This is a genomic window from Achromobacter insuavis (assembly GCF_902859645.1).
GTDB classification, from domain to species: domain Bacteria; phylum Pseudomonadota; class Gammaproteobacteria; order Burkholderiales; family Burkholderiaceae_B; genus Achromobacter; species Achromobacter insuavis.
Window position 1 is genome coordinate 14361 of the sequence record NZ_CADIJR010000070.1, and the last position, 14206, is coordinate 28566.

Sequence of the window (14206 nt, forward strand, 5' to 3'; positions counted from 1 at the left end):
GGCAGGCCCTGGCGTCCAGCACGGCTGACGCGGCCGTGATGCGGTCGGCGCCGGTCACGCGTTTCAACGATCGGCATCCGCCGCTTCGGCCGCCAACGCGGCCTGCACGGCGGGGCGGGATTCGATCCGGCGCTGGAATGCCTCCAGGGCAGGCCAGCGCGCCAGGTCCACGTCAAGCTGCGGCGCCCAGCGCAGCACCGCGTACAGGTAGATATCGGCCAAGCCATAGCGGTCCTGCACCAGGGCCTGTCGCTCGCGCAACGCGGTGGCGACATGTTCCAGGCGTTTTTCCAGCCGCGCCTGCCACCACGCGCGCGCCGCCTCGGGCAGGTCGCGATTGAACAGCGGGCCGAAGCCGCCGTGGATTTCCGCCGAGATGAAGTTCAGCCATTCGTGCAATTGGCTGCGGGCCCAGCTGCCGGCTGGCGGGGCCAGCCCGGCTTCGGGCCGCAGGTCGGCCAGGTACTGGCTGATGGCGGGGCCTTCGGTCAGCACCTGGCCGCCGTCGATTTCCAGCGCGGCCACATAGCCCTTGGGATTGATGGCCAGGAAGTCGCGGCCGTCGGCGGTGCGCTTGCTGCGGTTGTCGACCCGGACCAGGTCGAACGGCAGGTCGAGTTCGCGCAACACGATATGGGGCGACAGCGAGCAGGTGCCGGGAGCGTAATAGAGTTTCATGCGGAATGTCCGGGGATGTCCTGATTGGGACGGGGAGGCCCAGGATCAACCGATTCCGAATATTCGTAAAATTACTTCTTCAGAAATGAGAAATAAGTATTTGTGATGGTTGATTCACACCCACGATGTCAGCCATCCGTCGCCGGCACGGCGATAGACCATTGGCGGGGTCCGAAGTGGGTGTCGAAACGGGACAGGAACGATTGGCCCAGCAAGCCGTCGATGCCAGGACCGAACGTGGATTCGGCGCCGGCCTGGACCACGACCGGAACCTGGCTGGCGGCGACCTGACGGATCTGGATGCGTTTGGCCATGCCGGTGTGCACATCGGTGTTGCCGTTGGCCGTCTGTACCGCGATCCTGCGGCCCCCGAGATAGTCGATGCCCGCACGCTCGGCAAAGGCGCGGGTGATGGCAACCACGCTGGCGCCGGTGTCGACGATGAACGTGCCTTTCTTGCCATTGACTTCGACCGAGGCCAGGATGACCTGATCGGGTTTGCGGGCGAACGTATCCTTGCCCGAGGCATAGGAGGCGGGGCAGTCCCGCTGGCGCTCGTACTCAGCGACGAGCCGCTTGCCCTGCGGGTTTTGCGTGCGCGAGGGATCCAGCGACATCCACATGCGCACCGTGCTTGCCGCTTCGCAATGGCGCCCGAGTCTGGCCTGCGCTTGGGCGGTCTCGGTGAACACGCCGGAGGCCAGCCGTCGTGGATTGGGCGACAGGGCAATCACTTCCAGGTAGTCGGCCAGCGCCTGTTCGTATTGCTGAGTCTGGCTGTATGCCTGCGCTCGCGTATAGCGCATGCGCGTGTCGGCGGGATGGTCTGCGATCAGGCGGTTGGAAATGGCGATGGCCTGGGGGTAGTCCCGGATCACGAGCAGATCGCCCACGGCGGACAGCAGGAAGCCGTCGGCATTGCCGCATTCGTCGGCGAACGTGATCAACGCCTGGGCCGCCTCCTTGCGGTAACCCATGGCCTTGAGCTGCGGCGCCAGGGCACCCATGGCCTGACTGTTGCACGGCGTGGTGGCCAGCTGCCGCAGGGCCCGCTGGATCTCGGCCTTGGCCAGGTCGCCGCGCGCGATGCCTTGCATGCCCAGCCGTTCGAGCGGGGCGCGCAGCGGGTCCGGCGCATTCGTGGATTGCGCCGTCGGGGCGACGGGGGTGGAGGAATCACAACCCGTTGCGATCACGGCCGAGGCGATGAGGGCGAAGCGCACCGCTTGGAGCAAGGCGGACCGGTCGAGCGGCATTTCCAGTGTTCCATTGATGATCGGGCAAGAGCGGAAGTTTAGGGAAACGTCATAGCGTTTTGATGACTTCGTGCGGACGCAGGCCAAAAGACAGACCCGTGGCGACGTTGCGGTCGGCGCGGCGGTCATCACGGCCGATTCAGGGGGGGCGGGCGAGTGTCGGTAGAATTTCCGGTTTCGAGACGATCCGTTATCTTTTCCCTGCCATGATGAACCTGATCCATTGGCGCTTGCTGCTGGCGGTGGTGGACGCCGGCAACATCACCCATGCCGCCAAGCAGGTGGGCATGACGCAGTCGGGCGCCAGCCAGGCCATCGCGCAGCTGGAACACCATCTGGGCGCGCCGCTGTTCACCCGTGAACGGCGCCAGAGCGTACCCACCGCGCTGGGGCTGCGGGTGGCGCACGAGGCGCACGCCATGCTGGCCGCGCACGGCCGCATCCAGGCCTTGGGGCGCGAGGCGTCCGGCGCGCCGGGCGGGGTGTTGCGGCTGGCCAGTTTCCCGATGGTGTTCTCGACCATCCTGCCGCCGGTGTTGCGGCGCTTTCGCCAATTGCATCCGGCCATCGAGGTGGTGCCGCTGGAAGCCAGCGACAGCGAGATCGAGACCTTGCTGGCAGCGGGCACGGTGGACGTGGGGGTGGTGCTCAATCCGCCCGCGCGCCGCGGCGCCTGTCCGCTGGGCGAGGACGACTGGGTCGCGGTGCTGCCGGCCTCGCATCCGCTGGCGCGCGGCGCGTCGGTGGCGCTGGCGCAACTGGCGGCGCAGCCGTTCGTGCTGGCCACGGGCGGTTGCAACGTGCACGCGGCCAGTGTCGCGGCCGACGCCGGCCTGGCGCTGGCCGACGTGCGCGCCACGGTCATGGAATGGTCCAGCGCCTATGCGCTGGTGCGCGACAACGTCGGCGTGGCCCTGGTGCCCGAACTGACGTTGCCTGAGAACCGCCGTGGCCTGCGGGTGCTGCCCCTGGCGACGCCGGTGCGGCGGCGTTTCGCGCTGGCGGCGTCGCCGCAGGCCGCCGGCTTGCCGGCAGCGCTGGCCCTGTTCGAGATGTTGCGGCAGGATGACAGCCGGGCCTGAAGCCCGGGCGCCGGCCTGCGAGCGCCGTCATCGCGGCGACATCGGGCCGGCCTACGATCGGCGTCTTTTGGCAGAGGCGACATGATCATCCGCAACGCAGAAGCCGGCGACAGCGCCGATATCGTTGAACTGCTGGCCCAACTGGGCTATCCCGGCACCGCGGGCTTCGTGCCGGACAAGATCGAGCGCCTGCTGGGCCACCGCGACGCCGAACTGCTGGTGGCCGAGGACGGCGACCGGCTGCTCGGTTTCATCGGCCTGCATTTCATGGTGCAGCTGGCGCTGCCGGGCGATTTCTGCCGCATCACTTATTTCTGCGTCAGCGACGCGGCCCGCGGCAGCGGGGTGGGGCGGGCGCTGGAAGAGGCCGCCGCGGCCCTGGCGCTGGCCCGTGGCTGTGACCGCATCGAGGTGCATTGCCACGAGCGCCGCGTCGACGCGCACCGCTTCTATTACCGCCAGGGCTACGAAGAGTCGCCCAAGTACCTGATGAAGTCCTGCCGGCCCTGAGCGTTGGCGGCCGGCCATGGCGCCGGCGCGCCGCTGTCGTGTAGTCTTGCCCGTTCCAACGACAAGTCCAAAGGACGGGCATGGAAGAGACAACGCAAGACAAGCCGCTCGACTGGGCGGCGTTGGTCGATGAACTGAACCGGCTGCTGCGGCTGAAGACCACGGTCATCGGCATGAAGCTGTTCGAGGACGAGGCGGCGCTGGCCGGCGTGAAGGGGCTGCGGCGCCCCAAGGCCACGCACACCACCGACCAGATCGTCGGCATGGCGGCGCGGCTGGGCTGGACGGTGGGCATCACCGGCGACGACCTGGTCGGATCGCAATGCCGCGCCGTGATCGGCCTGGGACCGCAGGACGAGGCCTGGCGCAGCGGCAAGGAATACGTCGGCGTGTGGCATGCCACCGAGGCCGACGCGCGCGCCCGCCAGGAAGCCCTGTCCTGTGTGCCGGCGGGCAAGTACCGCGCCCTGGCGGTGTCGCCGCTGGCCTCGGGCCGGCTCGACCCGCCCGACATCTGCCTGATCTATGCGACGCCAGGGCAGATGATCATTCTGATCAACGGCCTGCAATGGAAAAACTACCGGCGCTTCGACTGGAGCGTGGTCGGCGAGACCGCCTGTGCCGACTCCTGGGGGCGGGCGCTGGCCACCGGCGAGCCCAGCCTGTCCTTGCCCTGTTACGCCGAGCGCCGCTACGGCGGCGTGCCCGACGAGGAAATGCTGATGGCGTTGCCGCCGCGCTATCTGCCCATGGCCATCGAAGGGATGAAGGCGTTGTCGGCCAATGGCCTGCGCTATCCGATTCCCCCGTATGGCATCCAGAACGACGTGCGCGCCGGCATGGGCGTGAGCTACGCGCAGCCGCCACGGGCTTGAGGCGGCCGAGCCAGCGCCGCCGCCAGCGCGCGCGCGGCCGGTCCCAGCGGCTGGTCGATGCGGTGCGCCAGGTAGACCTCGGTGGTCACCTGGCTGCCGCGCCCCAGGCTGGCGGTGGGCAGGCGCAGCAGCCGGCCCTCGGCCAGGTCGCGCTCGACCAGCCACAGCGGCAGCCGGCCCCAGCCGACGCCGGCCAGGATCAGCGCGTGCTTGGTGTCCTGGCCGCTGACGCGGCAGGTCTGCGGCGACAGCACCGCGAAGTCGCGGCCGGCGCTGAGGCTGGACGGATCGCTCTGCACCACCTGGATATGGTCGGCCAGGTCCGGGGCGGTCAGTGGCGGGCCGTCGGCGACGCGCGCGGCCAGGGCATGGCCGGCGCCCACCACCGCCACCATCTGCACCGAGGACAGCGCCTGGATCGCGATGCGCGGATGGCGGAAATGCTCGCCGGCGATGATGCCCAACTGGTGGCTGCCGTCCAGCAGCGCGGCAATCGGTCCGCCCAGCGGCAGCACCGCGACGCGGCTGGCCACCGAGGGATAGATGGCGCGCAGGCGGTTCAGCGCGGCGCCGACCTGCGCGATGGGATAGAGGGTGTCCACCACCAGCGACAGTTCCAGTTCCACGCCTTCGCCCAGGCCCTGGGCGCGGGCGCGCAGGGCGTCGACCCGCAGCAGGATGTCGCGGGCGTTGGCCAGCAGCGCCTGGCCTGCCGGCGTCATGACCGGGCGATGGCCGCCACGGTCGAACAGGCGCACGCCCAGCTGGGTTTCCATGTTGGCGATGGCATGGCTGACGGCCGACTGCACCCGCGACAGCTGCTTGGCGGCGGCGCGGAAACTGCCGGTGTCGGCCACGGCGGCGAACACGCGTAGCTGGTCCAGGGTGAGGGCGTCTATCATCGTGCGTCCTGATCTATTTTTCAGATCGGTTCCATCAAAAGATTATCACTTATCAGAATCGGTTCCGGCCGGCATGCTGGCGGCATTGCAAGCGAGGAGAGGCGAGGATGGACAAGGTGGAAAGCGCGGCGCAGGCCGGCCAGCCGGCGGCGACGCGTTGGGGAGCGGTGCTGGCGATCGTGGGCGCCGGGGTGGTGGCGTCGCTGCAGGTGGGCAAGGTGATCATCGCGGCGCCGCTGTTGCGCCGCGACCTGGGGCTGGACCTGGCGTCGATCGGCACGCTGACGGCGGTGTTCTCGATCCTGGGCGTGCTGGGCGGCATCGCGGCGGGCGGCGTGATCGCGCGCTTCGGCGCGCGCCGCATGCTGCTGTGGGGCCTGGCGACGGTGGCCGCGGGCACGGCGGCGGGCGCGCTGGCGCCGGGCTATGGCGTGCTGCTGGCCTCGCGCGTGGTCGAGGGCCTGGGCTTCCTGCTGATCACGGTGGCCGGCCCGGCGGCGCTGCAGCGCCTGGTGCTGCCGTCCAGCCGCGACCTGGCCTTCGCGCTGTGGAGCTGCTACATGCCGGCGGGCATGGCCATCGCCATGCTGGCCTCGCAGGCCTTTGGCGACTGGCACGCCTACTGGTGGTGCGCCGGCGCGGCCGCCGTGATCGCGCTGGGCTGCATCGCCGCGCTGGCGCCGCCCACGCCGGCCGGCGCCGGCCTGTCATGGCACGGGCTGCGGCAGGACACGACGGACACGCTGGGCGCGGCCGGTCCCATGCTGCTGGCGGCTTCGTTCACGCTCTACAGCCTGATGTTCTTCGCGCTGTTCACCTTCCTGCCGGTGCTGCTGATGGACAAGCTCGGGCTGCCGCTGGCCACCGCGGGGCTGTACAGCGCCGCGGCCAGCGCCGCCAACATCATCGGCAATCTGGGCGCGGGCGTGCTGCTGTCGCGCGGCTGGCGGCGCTCGACGCTGATCGCCTGCGCCAGCGTGGCGATGGGCGTGGTGGCGCTGCTGATCTTCCGCTCGGTGTTTCCGGCGATGCCGACCTTCCTGCTGTGCGTGCTGTTCTCGGCGGTGGGCGGGCTCATCCCGGCGACGCTGCTGGGCACCGCGCCGCTGGTGGCGCCGCGGCCGGCGTTGACGGCGGCCACGGTCGGGCTGGTGATGATGGGCAGCAACCTGGGGCAGGTGATCGGGCCCGTCACGGTGGGCGGGGTGATCGACCGCTATGGCTGGGCGCAGGCGTCGCTGATCGTGGCGGCCGCGGCGCTGGGCGGCCTGGCCGTCGCCTGGCGGTTGCGTCGACTGAACGGCGCGCGCCTGTAGCCGCCGCCGGGACCGGTGCGTCGATTGTCATGCGGACGGCCTATCATGGGGGCTCGCATCCCGTGGAGTCCCTATGCCTACGCCTGCCCCGCGCCTTGTCATCTTCGATTGTGACGGCGTCCTGATCGACAGCGAAATCATCGCCGCCCGCGCCCAGTCGCGCGCGCTGGCCGAACACGGCATCGCCATCACGCCGCAGGAAGCCGCGCGGCGTTTCGCCGGCATTCCCGACGCCGACATGTGGCAGACCCTGCAGGAAGAGAACGCGCGGCCGCTGCCGCCGGACTTCCCGCGCGAGTACGCCGACCGCCTGCAGGACACCTTCCGGCGGGAGCTGCGGGCGTTGCCTGGGGTGCTTGAGACCCTGGCGGCCTTGCGCCTGCGCGGCATCGAGTATTGCGTGGCCTCCAGCAGCACGCCGCCCAAGCTGGAGGCGGCGCTCAAGCTGGTGGGGCTGTGGGACGCGTTCGCGCCGCATGTGTTCAGCACGGCGCAGGTGGCGCATGGCAAGCCGGCGCCGGATGTGTTCCTGTTCGCCGCGCGGCAGATGCGCACGGCCATCCTGGAATGCGTGGTGGTCGAGGACAGCGTGCCGGGCGTGCGTGCCGCGCGGGCCGCGCGCATGCGGGCGGTGGGCTATATCGGCGCCTCGCACAACGGGCCGGACCAGCGCCAGCGCCTGCTGGACGAAGGCGCCTTCGAGGTCATCAGCGACCTGCAGCGCCTGTCGGAGATCATCTAGCCCGCGTCAGCGGCTCTTGGCGATCACGCCGGTCATGTACTCGTTCAGGTCGCGGAAGTCCTTGACCGTCCAGGCGTGCGGCGGCACCTTTACGCCATTTTCGCGCAGGGTCTTGGGAATCAGGTCGCCGTTGGGGCGCAGGATGACCGAGGACACGATGACGCCCGGATAGTCGGTCAGCCGCTTCCTGAACGCGGCGGTGGTGAGATCCGGGGTGGGCGGATTGCTCTTCCTGGCCAGGGGCCCGGTGCCCTTGATGTCGGCGCCGTGGCACATGGCGCAGCGTTGCTGGAAGAGATTCTTGCCGTTGAGGTTTTCGGCGTGGGCAAGCGGCGCTTGAAGCAGCGCGGAGAGGCCCAGCGCGGCGAAGCATGCTGTTCTTGTTTTCATGTACTCGTGTCGTCTCGATCGGCGTCCAGGGCGGGCGCTCCGGCGGCGCCAGGGCATGCCCGCTTCCTGCGTCGGCAGTCCAGCCAATCCGGATCCTGGGCGGCGCGAAAAAATGCGCCTCGCATTCTAGAGCCTGGCGGCGTCGGGCCGCTGAACGCAGGCCGCCGAGCCCGGGTCGCCGACCATCGACCGCCAACCATCGGCCGCCCGGCGTCGGCCGGTTGGCGGTCGACATGCCTCTAAGCGGGCAGCGGCTCGGGCTTGACCCGCACCGCGCTCAGCACGCCGATCATCAGCAGCGCGATGCCGGCCAGCGTCAGCGGCTGCGGCATGCTGCCGCGTAGGATGAAGGCGTAGGCCAGCGCCGCCAGCGTTTCGAACACGATCAGCTGCCCGACCAGCGCCGTCGGCAGGCGCTGGCTGGCTTCGTTCCAGCACAGCGTGCCGAGCCATGACGAGAACAGGCCGATGATGATCATCAGGCCCAGGAACACGTCGGGGCGCGGTCCCAGCGGCATGGCGAAGTCGCTGCCGGTGGCGGCCATGCCGGCCCACAGCAGGCCGTAGCCGGCCAGCGCCAGCGGCAGGGTCGCCACGCCCTGGGCGGTGGCCCAGGTGCGCGGGCTGCGGCCGGGATGGTTGCGCAACCAGTCGGCGTTGCGCAGCGGATACCAGGTCCAGCAGGCGACCGCGGCCAGCGCCAGCACCGCGCCGATGGCGTAGCGCGACAGGTCGGCGTCGGCCTCCTGGCGCAGCGCCTGCAGTTCCACCTGGTTGACGCAGCCGATGCCCAGCGCGATCAGCACCAGCGAGGGCGCCAGCCGCTTCCACGGCAGGCGGCCGTCGCGGCGCGCGTTGCGCAGGTTGGCGCAGATGGCGATCACCACCGGCAGGGTGCCGATGATCATGGTCGGCACCGGGCCGCCGGCGCGCTGGATGGCGCTGGCCAGGCACAGGTAGTACAGCAGGTTGCCGATGGCCGCCAGCTTGAGCGCCTCGATCCAGTCGGCGCGGCCGAGCTGGCGCAGCGCCTTGCGGTCCAGCCAGGCGAGCGGAATGGCGATCAGGCCGAACGCCAGGTAGCGCGCCACCGATTGCAGGGCGGCGGGGTATTCGGGCAGCAGCAAGGGGCCGACGAATACCAGCCCCCACATCAGTCCGGCCGCCAGGGCGTAAGAGGTTCCTGCCCACATAGCTGTGTTCCCATCGCGAAATTCAACAGATGGGCCAGTCTAGCGACGGCCGCGGCGGCCGGTCTTGTACCAGATTGCTGCGGCGCCGGAGCGGCGGTTCAGGCGCGCACTTGCTTCTGGTAGCGCGCCGGCGTGACGCCGTAGCGGCGGGTGAAGGCGCGGGTCAGGTGGGCCTGGTCGGTCAGGCCGGCGGCCAGCGCGGTCTGCGCTGGCGTCTCGCCCGCGGCCAGCAGCCGCTTGGCCTCGAACAGGCGCAGCGCCATCAATGTCTGCTGCGGCGTGGCGTGGTACTGCGCCTGGAAGCTGCGCAGGAAGTGGAACGGGCTGAGTCCGGCGACGTCGGCCAGTTCTTCGAGGGTGAGACGGCGCGCCAGGTGGGCGCGCAGGTAGTCGATGACGTGGGTGAAGCGCGCCGCGGCTTCGGGGCGCGGCGGCCGCGGCACGCGGGCATGGCGGCGGAACTCGGCCAGCAGCGCGTGCAGGGCGCTGTCGAACGCCAGCGGTTCACGCGCCTGCCACAGCGCGTCCAGCAGGGCGGTGACGCGTTGCGCGCTGGCGCTGTCGTGGCTGACCGCGCAGTCGAACCACCAATCGGCCTCGCCGGCCACCTGTTCGACCACGGCGGGGTCGATGTAGGCCATGCGGTAGCGCCAGCCGCCCTCGGTCTCGGCGCGGCCGGTGTGCAGTTCGTCGGGGTTCATCCGCACCACCGAGCCGGGCGGCGCCAGGTGCTCGGCGCCACGGTAGCGGAAGCGTTCCACCCCGGTCTCGATGGCGCCCAGGCCGAAGGCCTCGTGGGTGTGCGGCTCGAAGGCGTGGCGGATGATGTGGGCGCGGTATAGCTCGATGCCCGGCCGGTGCGCCGGGCGCCGGAATTCGGCGCGGTCATTGGGGTGGTCGAAGGCCTGCGGCACGCCCGCGATCAGCGGTTCGGGGCGCGCGTCGGGGGCGACAGGGACGCCGCCGGCGGAGGGCAGGAAAGAGGCCATGACGGAATTTAAGCACGTTCGGCGGCGCCGCGCCGGCCTATCCCGCCGCCCGCATGGCGGCGGCGCGCGCCAGCAGCATCTCGCGCTCGCGGTCGTTGCGCGTCATGCCGGCGGCGCGCTCGAATTCCGCCAGCGCCTCGGCGTGACGGCCTAGCTTGGCCAGCAGGTCGCCGCGCACGCTGGGCAGCCAGTGATAGTTGGCCAGCGCCGGGTCGCGCGCCAGCGCGTCGGCCAGATCCAGTCCGGCCTGGGGCCCGAACGCCATGCCCACGGCCACCGCGCGGTTCAGTTCCACCACGGGCGACGGCATGGCCTGCGCCAGCGCGTCGTACAGCGCCACGATGCGCGGCCAGTCGGTGTCCCCGGCCTGCCGCGCCCGCGCATGGCAGGCGGCCAGGCCGGCCTGCAGGGCATACGGACCGCTGGCCCCGCCCAGGCTTTCGGCGCGTTCCAGCGCGGCCAGGCCGCGCCGGATCAGCAGCGTGTCCCAGCGGCCGCGATCCTGTTCCAGCAGCAGCACCGGACGGCCCTCGGCGTCGCTGCGGGCATGCAGGCGCGAGGCCTGCAATTCCATCAGCGCCACCAGCCCGTGCACTTCGCTGTCGCCGGGCGCCAGTTGCGCCAGGATGCGGCCCAGCCGCAGGGCCTCGTCGCACAGCGCCGGCCGCATCCAGTCCTGGCCGGCGGTGGCGGCATAGCCTTCGTTGAAGATCAGGTAGATCACTTCCAGCACCGAGGCCAGCCGCGCCGCGCGTTCCTGCGGCCCGGGCACCTCGAACGGCACGCGCGCCGCGGTCAGGCTGCGCTTGGCCCGCACGATGCGCTGGGCGATGGTCGATTCCGAGGCCAGGAAGGCGCGCGCGATCTCGGCGGTCGACAGCCCGCCCAGCAGGCGCAGCGTCAGCGCCACGCGCGCCTCGGTCGACAGCAGCGGGTGGCAGGCGGTGAAGATCAGGCGCAGCAGGTCGTCGCCGATGTCATCCTGGCGCGCGGCGTCCAATGCCTCGACGAAGTCGGGCTCGACGTCGGCCTGCAGCGCTTCGAGCTCGTGCCCTATTTGCTCGTGCTTGCGGCGGTGGATGGCGTCCAGCCGCAGGCGGTCGCGCGCGCGGTTTTTCGCGGTGGTCATGAGCCACGCTCCCGGGTTGTCCGGCACGCCGCTGGCCGGCCAGCGCTCCAGTGCGGCCACCAGCGCGTCCTGGGCCAGTTCCTCGGCCAGGCCGACATCGCGCACCAGCCGCGCGACGCCGGCGATGACGCTGGCGGCCTCGATGCGCCAGACGGCTTCGATGGCGCGGTGGGTTGCCGCCGATCCGGTCGCCGCGGTCATGCTTGCGGCGTCGCGCCGGGTTCCATGTAGAACACTTCCCAGATGTGGCCGTCCAGGTCATCGAACCCGTGTCCGTACATGAAGCCATGGTCCTGCGGCGGGCGCGGCGCGGCGCCGCCCGCCGCCTTGGCGCGCGCGACCAGGTCGTCGACCTCGGCGCGGCTTTCGCAGGACAGCGCGATCAGGGATTCGGTGGCGCCCTTGGCATCGACGACGGGTTTGTTGGTGAAACCCTGGAAGAAATCCTTCACCAGCAGCATGACGTAGATGTTCTCGCCCACGACCATGCAGGCGCCCTGGTCATTGGTGAATTGCGGATTGAAGCTGAACCCCAGGCTCTTGAAGAAGGCCTGCGATTTCGCCATGTCGGCGATGGGAAGGTTGACGAAGATCTGCTTGTGCATGGCGTGTCTCGCGAGAAAGGAGGGGGATCAGTGGCCGTTGCCGGGCAGTTCGCGGAAGCGCTCGATTTCCTTGCCGGGCGCGAAGTCGTCCAGCTCATAGACCTGGCGCACTTCGATGGCGCAGGGCTGGCCGGGGAACGGGTCGGGAAAGCGCAGCGTCCATTGCATGGCTTCCTCGCGCGAGCGGACCTGGATCATGGTGTAGCCGGCGATCAGTTCCTTGGTGTCGGCGAAGGGGCCGTCGACCACCTTGCGCTGGCCGTTGTCGTACTGCACCCGCCAGCCCTTGGACGACGGCTGCAGGCCGTTGGCGTCCAGCAGCACGCCGGCCTTGGCCAGGCTCTCGTGGTAGGTGGCCATGGCGTCGAGCAGGCTGGCCTCGGGCAGCTTGCCGGCCTCGCTGTCGGCGTTGGCGCGGACGATGATCATGAATCGCATGGGAAGTCTCCTGGTGGCAAGGCCCCGCGCGCTGGCCGCGGCGGGGTCGGTACTGGCACGACGCATGACGGGCTCGCGAATCGACAGGCGGACGCTCGAATCAGGGTAAATACCTAGCGATGCAGGGGCTGGCCGGCCCGCGCGGCGCGGTCGGCGCGCGGGCGCTACAGGAAACAGGGTCCCAGCTCGCGCACCTCGACCGTGGCCCATTGCGCGGCCGGGCACTCGGCCGCCAGCGCCAGGGCCTGTTCGCGGTCGTCGCAGGTGAGCAGGAAGAAGCCGCCGATCATCTCCTTGGCCTCGGCGAAGGGGCCGTCGACCAGCGTGCGCTGGCCGTCGCGCACACGCAGGCGCACGCCTTCCCGGTCGGACTTGAGGGATTCGGCGCGCGCCAGCAGCCCGCGCGCCTGCAGGCCTTCCGCATAGCGCAGCATCTGCGCGTAGGCATCGCGGCCCTGTTCAGGGGTGCGCTCGGCGCGCTGGCCGGTGGGTTCGACGATCAGAAGCATGTACGGCATGGCGGGTTCCTGGCGGGCGGGGCCCGGTGGACATGGCAAACGGCCGCGCGCCGAGGGATGCGCGGCGAGGCAGCCGCCAGATTACCGCTGTTTGCGCGGCGCGGGATCGCGCCGCTTCAGTCTTCCTGGAAGATCGTCTCGATCGGCAGACCGAACACGCGGGCGATGGCGAAAGCCAGCGGCAGGCTCGGGTCGTAGCGGCCGGTCTCGATGGCATTGACCGTCTGGCGCGACACGTTCAACTGTTCGGCCAGCGCGGCCTGGCTCCAGCCGCGTTCGGCGCGCAGATCGCGGATCAGGTTTTTCATCGGTGGCGCAGGTGGTCGATGGCGCTGGTGGCGAGCCAGGCGGCGGCCATCAGCGGCCAGACGAAGAACATGCTGAGGCGCGGAAAGCCGGCCAGTTCCAGGAAGCCGTAGGTGAAGGTGATGCCCGCCGTCGCCGTGGCGGCAATGGCCAGGTGTTCGGCCGTGGTCTTGCGGATGAACTCGTCGGAACGGCGGATCTGGCGCACGACGGCGCGGATCACCAGCAGGATCGCCAGCACCGGGCTGGCCAGCAGGACGGTGCGCGGCGCGCCCGGTTCGAGATGCAGGCCGGCGTAGATCGACATGGCCACCATCGCCACGTACAGCGCCATGGCGCCGCCGAATTCCTTGAGATACAGGCGTCGCGCCTGGGTTTGATGCATGAGGTCGATCTCCGGTTGTGTAAAGCGTGCTTGACATTGTGGCGACACGATTTCGTGGTGTCAAGGTTCCTTTACATCGACGGTCAAAATAAAACCGGCTGCGGCCGGTTTGGGGGAGCGCGATCAGGACTGGGTGGCGGCGGTGGCCTCGGTCGGCGTCAGGGTCGAGGGCGGCGTGGCTTCCGGCGGGGCGGCCTCGGGGGCGGCTTCGCGCGGGACGGTCGCCGCCGCGGTCTCGGCCGGCTTGGCATCGGCTGCCTTGGCATCGGCGGTCTTGGCATCGGCAGCCTTGGTATCCGCGGCCTTGGCTTCGGCCGGCCTGGCCTTGCCGTTCGCGGCGGCGGCCGCCGGCTTGCCGTCCGTGCCCTTGGCGTCGGCCTGGGCCGGCTTGGCCGGGGCGGTGATGTCCATGATCAGTTCGACGCGGCGGTTGGCGGCGCGGCCGGCCGGCGTGTCGTTGGACTCGATCGGACGCGTCTCGGCGTAGCCCACGGCGCGCAGGCGGCTGCCGGCCACGCCGTCGCGCACCAGTTCGCGCAGCACGCTGGTGGCGCGGCTGCTGGACAGTTCCCAGTTGGAGGCGAACTGGCGGGTCTGGATCGGCACGGGGTCGCTGTGGCCCTCGACCGACACCTGGTACTCGTTCTTGTTGAGGATCGCGGCCAGGCGCTTGATCACGTCCAGGCCCGACGGGCTGAGGGTGGCCTGGCCCGAGGGGAACAGCAGCTCGTTGCTGATGCGGAAGCTGACCGACTGTTCGTTGATGATGACGTCGACCGACTTGCCCAGGTCACCCAGGCCAAGCGATTCCTTGGACGGCGCCTTCAGCGGCGCGGCGGCCTGCGTCACCACCTCGCCCTCGGCGGCCGGGGCGGCCGTGGCCGGCGCGCCG

At 70.2% G+C, this 14206-nt stretch carries 18 protein-coding genes; 5 read left to right on the forward strand and 13 right to left on the reverse strand.

Annotated features, from left to right (window positions below):
- Window positions 1-63: 63 nt before the first annotated feature.
- Together gstA and H0523_RS25310 are read right to left on the reverse strand one after the other, a co-directional pair.
- Window positions 64-678: a glutathione transferase GstA gene (gene gstA, locus H0523_RS25305; protein ID WP_054434127.1), complete on the reverse strand. Its 615-nt coding sequence runs from the start codon at window positions 676-678 to the stop codon at window positions 64-66.
- A 128-nt stretch (window positions 679-806) separates the two neighbouring features.
- Window positions 807-2063 (reverse strand): retroviral-like aspartic protease family protein, encoded by a 1257-nt coding sequence (locus H0523_RS25310; protein WP_082404754.1) that lies wholly within the window; start codon window positions 2061-2063, stop codon window positions 807-809.
- Window positions 2064-2140: 77 nt separating this feature from the next.
- Between H0523_RS25310 and H0523_RS25315 the strand changes: the two genes are divergently transcribed.
- The 3 genes from H0523_RS25315 (at window position 2141) to H0523_RS25325 (ending at window position 4401) form a co-directional block, all read left to right on the forward strand.
- Window positions 2141-3016, forward strand: a complete 876-nt coding sequence (locus H0523_RS25315) for a LysR family transcriptional regulator (RefSeq protein WP_054434131.1) — start codon at window positions 2141-2143, stop codon at window positions 3014-3016.
- A gap of 81 nt (window positions 3017-3097) precedes the next feature.
- Entirely contained in the window at window positions 3098-3526 is a 429-nt protein-coding gene (locus H0523_RS25320) for a GNAT family N-acetyltransferase (protein WP_054434133.1), read from the forward strand.
- Window positions 3527-3606: 80 nt separating this feature from the next.
- The gene (locus tag H0523_RS25325; protein WP_054434135.1) at window positions 3607-4401 is read left to right on the forward strand and encodes a DUF169 domain-containing protein; all 795 of its coding nucleotides are present in this window, start codon (window positions 3607-3609) and stop codon (window positions 4399-4401) included.
- On the opposite strand, the gene H0523_RS25330 is transcribed toward H0523_RS25325, so the two are convergent.
- Entirely contained in the window at window positions 4377-5303 is a 927-nt protein-coding gene (locus H0523_RS25330; protein WP_054434136.1) for a LysR family transcriptional regulator, read from the reverse strand. The genes H0523_RS25325 and H0523_RS25330 overlap by 25 nt on opposite strands.
- Before the next feature lie 107 nt (window positions 5304-5410).
- On the opposite strand from H0523_RS25330, the gene H0523_RS25335 reads away from it, so the two are divergent.
- The gene (locus H0523_RS25335) at window positions 5411-6619 is read left to right on the forward strand and encodes an MFS transporter (RefSeq protein ID WP_054434138.1); all 1209 of its coding nucleotides are present in this window, start codon (window positions 5411-5413) and stop codon (window positions 6617-6619) included.
- A gap of 73 nt (window positions 6620-6692) precedes the next feature.
- Entirely contained in the window at window positions 6693-7361 is a 669-nt protein-coding gene (locus tag H0523_RS25340) for an HAD family hydrolase (RefSeq protein ID WP_054434140.1), read from the forward strand.
- A 6-nt stretch (window positions 7362-7367) separates the two neighbouring features.
- Here H0523_RS25340 and H0523_RS25345 read toward each other — a convergent pair whose 3' ends face one another.
- The 10 genes from H0523_RS25345 to H0523_RS25390 all read right to left on the reverse strand — a co-directional run.
- Window positions 7368-7751 carry a c-type cytochrome gene (locus tag H0523_RS25345; RefSeq protein ID WP_054434142.1) on the reverse strand — a complete coding sequence of 128 codons (384 nt, stop codon included), beginning with the start codon at window positions 7749-7751 and terminating at the stop codon, window positions 7368-7370.
- Window positions 7752-7990: 239 nt separating this feature from the next.
- Window positions 7991-8944: a DMT family transporter gene (locus H0523_RS25350; RefSeq protein WP_054434144.1), complete on the reverse strand. Its 954-nt coding sequence runs from the start codon at window positions 8942-8944 to the stop codon at window positions 7991-7993.
- A 98-nt stretch (window positions 8945-9042) separates the two neighbouring features.
- Window positions 9043-9933 carry an AraC family transcriptional regulator gene (locus H0523_RS25355; RefSeq protein ID WP_231689976.1) on the reverse strand — a complete coding sequence of 297 codons (891 nt, stop codon included), beginning with the start codon at window positions 9931-9933 and terminating at the stop codon, window positions 9043-9045.
- Between the two features lie 37 nt (window positions 9934-9970).
- Window positions 9971-11263, reverse strand: coding sequence for an RNA polymerase sigma factor (locus tag H0523_RS25360; RefSeq protein ID WP_054434145.1), 1293 nt, complete (start codon window positions 11261-11263; stop codon window positions 9971-9973).
- Window positions 11260-11667, reverse strand: coding sequence for a VOC family protein (locus H0523_RS25365; protein WP_054434148.1), 408 nt, complete (start codon window positions 11665-11667; stop codon window positions 11260-11262). Before H0523_RS25365 ends, H0523_RS25360 begins: the two co-directional genes overlap by 4 nt.
- 27 nt (window positions 11668-11694) lie before the next feature.
- Entirely contained in the window at window positions 11695-12105 is a 411-nt protein-coding gene (locus tag H0523_RS25370) for a YciI family protein (protein WP_054434150.1), read from the reverse strand.
- Window positions 12106-12269: 164 nt separating this feature from the next.
- On the reverse strand, window positions 12270-12623 hold the full coding sequence (locus tag H0523_RS25375) for a YciI family protein (protein ID WP_054434152.1): 354 nt from the start codon (window positions 12621-12623) through the stop codon (window positions 12270-12272).
- Window positions 12624-12739: 116 nt separating this feature from the next.
- Window positions 12740-12931 (reverse strand): helix-turn-helix transcriptional regulator, encoded by a 192-nt coding sequence (locus tag H0523_RS25380; protein ID WP_054434154.1) that lies wholly within the window; start codon window positions 12929-12931, stop codon window positions 12740-12742.
- The gene (locus H0523_RS25385) at window positions 12928-13314 is read right to left on the reverse strand and encodes a hypothetical protein (RefSeq protein WP_054434156.1); all 387 of its coding nucleotides are present in this window, start codon (window positions 13312-13314) and stop codon (window positions 12928-12930) included. The genes H0523_RS25380 and H0523_RS25385 overlap by 4 nt, the downstream gene beginning before the upstream one ends.
- A gap of 123 nt (window positions 13315-13437) precedes the next feature.
- Window positions 13438-14206 (reverse strand): OmpA/MotB family protein (locus H0523_RS25390; protein ID WP_180180188.1); only part of this gene is annotated, 769 nt, incomplete at its 5' end.

What these genes read in the sequence shown, in the direction of transcription:
- H0523_RS25380 (WP_054434154.1), bottom strand. Translation starts at nt 12,931, where the DNA reads ATGAAAAACCTGATCCGCGATCTGCGCGCCGAACGCGGCTGGAGCCAG.
- H0523_RS25355 (WP_231689976.1), bottom strand. Translation starts at nt 9,933, where the DNA reads ATGGCCTCTTTCCTGCCCTCCGCCGGCGGCGTCCCTGTCGCCCCCGAC.
- H0523_RS25335 (WP_054434138.1), top strand. Translation starts at nt 5,411, where the DNA reads ATGGACAAGGTGGAAAGCGCGGCGCAGGCCGGCCAGCCGGCGGCGACG.
- H0523_RS25365 (WP_054434148.1), bottom strand. Translation starts at nt 11,667, where the DNA reads ATGCACAAGCAGATCTTCGTCAACCTTCCCATCGCCGACATGGCGAAA.
- H0523_RS25325 (WP_054434135.1), top strand. Translation starts at nt 3,607, where the DNA reads ATGGAAGAGACAACGCAAGACAAGCCGCTCGACTGGGCGGCGTTGGTC.
- H0523_RS25375 (WP_054434152.1), bottom strand. Translation starts at nt 12,623, where the DNA reads ATGCCGTACATGCTTCTGATCGTCGAACCCACCGGCCAGCGCGCCGAG.
- gstA (WP_054434127.1), bottom strand. Translation starts at nt 678, where the DNA reads ATGAAACTCTATTACGCTCCCGGCACCTGCTCGCTGTCGCCCCATATC.
- H0523_RS25360 (WP_054434145.1), bottom strand. Translation starts at nt 11,263, where the DNA reads ATGACCGCGGCGACCGGATCGGCGGCAACCCACCGCGCCATCGAAGCC.
- H0523_RS25370 (WP_054434150.1), bottom strand. Translation starts at nt 12,105, where the DNA reads ATGCGATTCATGATCATCGTCCGCGCCAACGCCGACAGCGAGGCCGGC.
- H0523_RS25320 (WP_054434133.1), top strand. Translation starts at nt 3,098, where the DNA reads ATGATCATCCGCAACGCAGAAGCCGGCGACAGCGCCGATATCGTTGAA.
- H0523_RS25315 (WP_054434131.1), top strand. Translation starts at nt 2,141, where the DNA reads ATGATGAACCTGATCCATTGGCGCTTGCTGCTGGCGGTGGTGGACGCC.
- H0523_RS25350 (WP_054434144.1), bottom strand. Translation starts at nt 8,944, where the DNA reads ATGTGGGCAGGAACCTCTTACGCCCTGGCGGCCGGACTGATGTGGGGG.
- H0523_RS25385 (WP_054434156.1), bottom strand. Translation starts at nt 13,314, where the DNA reads ATGCATCAAACCCAGGCGCGACGCCTGTATCTCAAGGAATTCGGCGGC.
- H0523_RS25340 (WP_054434140.1), top strand. Translation starts at nt 6,693, where the DNA reads ATGCCTACGCCTGCCCCGCGCCTTGTCATCTTCGATTGTGACGGCGTC.
- H0523_RS25310 (WP_082404754.1), bottom strand. Translation starts at nt 2,063, where the DNA reads ATGACCGCCGCGCCGACCGCAACGTCGCCACGGGTCTGTCTTTTGGCC.
- H0523_RS25345 (WP_054434142.1), bottom strand. Translation starts at nt 7,751, where the DNA reads ATGAAAACAAGAACAGCATGCTTCGCCGCGCTGGGCCTCTCCGCGCTG.
- H0523_RS25330 (WP_054434136.1), bottom strand. Translation starts at nt 5,303, where the DNA reads ATGATAGACGCCCTCACCCTGGACCAGCTACGCGTGTTCGCCGCCGTG.